The following is a 2,421-nucleotide window of genomic DNA, read 5'->3' on the forward strand; positions in this document are numbered from 1 at the left end:
GCCTCGTACAAGCGATGCGATCGGCCAGCCTTCGCGCAAAGAATGTGGCCGTGACGCCACGCCCGCCGACTTTCAGCAAGCATTCTCGGTCGTTTTGCCGAACCCGGAGGACATCAGGTTGCCGAACTCGCGGCGGCACGCAGGCTACCATATCAATCGCGCGGTCAAATGATCTCCTGTACCTCGCCGCGCCTGCATCTGTTGAGCTGAACGGCGCCAAAATCGCGAGCATCGGAAAAGGTGAAACCTTTACCGGCGGTATCGCGCCCGGACCCGCAGTCGTAACGGTCTCCGCCTGGGCCACGCCGGGCTCCACAAGCTATAGTTTTGTCGCCGAGCCGGGCAAAACCTATCGCTTCACGGTCGCACCCCGCGGCGCAAATTTTGCCGTCGGCTTGGCTGGAGGCATCATTGGCATGACCGGCCAAGCCATCGAAGGTGGCGGACCTTTCCAGATTGCGCCGGCGACTTGAGGCCGCCGCGTCGGCGCACCCGACATTTCGAGATGAGAGGACTCGACTCGAAATTCCCCGATGCGCAATTGCGCATCTGAGGTTCGATGCGGAGCCTGTCATCGGGCCGCGCTTCGCGCGGACCCATTGGCATCGCCCCGGAATGACGGTGATGGGACTACGCCGACGCGCCTTTCGCCTTCGGCCGCCGCAGGTGCTCGTCGAGCCGCGGCATGATCTCGACGAAGTTGCACGGCCGCGTGCGGTAGTCGAGCTGGGCTGCCAAAATGCCGTCCCAGCCGTCACGGCAGGCGCCTGGAGAGCCCGGCAGGCAGAAGATGAAGGTCGCGCCGGCAACCCCCGCGGTGGCGCGGCTCTGGATGGTCGAGGTGCCGATCTTGGCGTGGCTCAGCAGATGAAAGGCGATGGAGAAGCCGTCCATGCGCTTTTCGAACAGCGGCTCGATCGCCTCCGGCGTCACGTCGCGGCCGGTGAAGCCGGTGCCGCCCGTGGTGATGACGACATCGACGCCGGGATCGGTGATCCACCGTCTCACGACGCCCCTGATCGCTTCGACATCATCCGTGACGATCTCCCGTGCGGCCAGTGTGTGCCCGGCGGCGCTGAGCCGCTCGCTCAGCGTGGTGCCCGATTTGTCGTCGGCCAGCGATCGCGTATCCGAAATCGTCAACACCGCGATGTTGAGCGGAACGAATTTCTTCTCGTCGTTTTTGGATTCGTCGTTTTTGGATTCTTGGATGGAGGACATGACCGCCTCTTTTCGTCATGCCCGGCCTTGTGCCGGGCATCCACGTCTCAAAGCTCTCTCATGGACAAAGACGTGGATGGCCGGGTCAAGCCCCGCCATGACGATCCTTACCTTGGCGACCTTGCCTTCGCGATCCTTACCTGACGGTCCATGCCGATGCGGCCCGCTTACAGCGAGCCCGCGCCGAACGTGTTGCAGGCCTCGACCGTGCCCTTCTGATAGCCGTTCATGAACCAGCGCTCGCGCTGCGCCGAGGTGCCGTGGGTGAACGAATCCGGCACCACGCGGCCGGTGGTCTCCCGCTGCAGCGTGTCGTCGCCGATCGCGGCCGCCGTGGTCAGCGCCGCGTTGATATCGCCGGGTTCCAGGAAGCCCGGTCGTTTCTTTTCTTCGCGGTTCACCCAGACGCCGGACAGGCAGTCCGCCTGCAGTTCGATCTTGACCTGCAGCGCATTGGCATCCGCCTTGCTGCCGGCCTGCTGCTGCAGTTGCGTCACGCGCGGCAGGATGCCGAGCAGGTTCTGCACGTGATGGCCGGCCTCATGCGCGATGATATAGGCCGCTGTAAATTTGCACGCACTGCCCGAACAGCCGTGAAAGCGGGTCTCGACCTCGCGGAAGAATCCGGTATCGAGAAAAATCTTGCGCTCCGGCGGGCAATAGAACGGCCCCATCGCCGCCTGCGCCATGCCGCAGCGGCCGCCATTGGTGGCGTTGCGGAACAGCACGATCTTCGGCCCGGTATAGGTTTGCCCCCTGGCCTGGAACATCTCGGTCCAGCGATCGTCGATCTCGCCGAGGATGCCTGAGATCATGCTGCCCATCTCGTCGGTCGGCGCGCCGGTCCTGCCCGAGCTGCGATCGCTCTGATAGGTCGGCGCCTGGCGGCCGCCGGTTGCGATCTCGGCGCCGCCGATCAGCACGCGTGGATCGATGCCGAGCGCGTAACTGATCAGGCCGAGCACGATGATGGTACCGATCCCGAGACCGCCGCCGCCCATCGGCAGGCTGAAGCCGCCGCCACCGCCGCCCATCCCGCTGCTGTCGTCGCCGCGGCGGTCTTCGATATCGTCGCTGCGCCGGAAGTCATCGTAACGCATGGCGGCTGGTCCCTATGTCCTGATGCAATTCGTGCGGTAATTTTTTGCGGCTTGTCTCGTCTCGCGGCACTCGTCGCGCGGGCAAACGGCGCGTCAAGGC

General features: G+C 64.4%; 3 protein-coding genes. 1 reads left to right on the top strand and 2 read right to left on the bottom strand.

All coding sequences use genetic code 11. From position 1 onward, the window contains the following. A partial coding sequence (locus WCB02_RS21990; protein ID WP_423961370.1) for a hypothetical protein occupies positions 1-473 on the top strand: 473 nt, incomplete at its 5' end. A 157-nt stretch (positions 474-630) separates the two neighbouring features. Here the strand turns inward: WCB02_RS21990 and moaB are convergent. Continuing rightward, complete coding sequence (moaB, locus tag WCB02_RS21995) at positions 631-1,221, bottom strand: molybdenum cofactor biosynthesis protein B (protein ID WP_423961372.1); 591 nt, start codon at positions 1,219-1,221, stop codon at positions 631-633. A 167-nt stretch (positions 1,222-1,388) separates the two neighbouring features. Further along, complete coding sequence (ypfJ, locus tag WCB02_RS22000) at positions 1,389-2,321, bottom strand: KPN_02809 family neutral zinc metallopeptidase (RefSeq protein ID WP_423961373.1); 933 nt, start codon at positions 2,319-2,321, stop codon at positions 1,389-1,391. Positions 2,322-2,421 lie beyond the last annotated feature (100 nt).

Origin of the sequence: Bradyrhizobium sp., from assembly GCF_049581145.1 — a bacterium.
Classification (GTDB): Bacteria; Pseudomonadota; Alphaproteobacteria; order Rhizobiales; family Xanthobacteraceae; genus Bradyrhizobium.

Coding starts and splice junctions, on each gene's coding strand:
- moaB (WP_423961372.1), bottom strand. CDS start 1,221: ATGTCCTCCATCCAAGAATCCAAAAACGACGAATCCAAAAACGACGAG.
- ypfJ (WP_423961373.1), bottom strand. CDS start 2,321: ATGCGTTACGATGACTTCCGGCGCAGCGACGATATCGAAGACCGCCGC.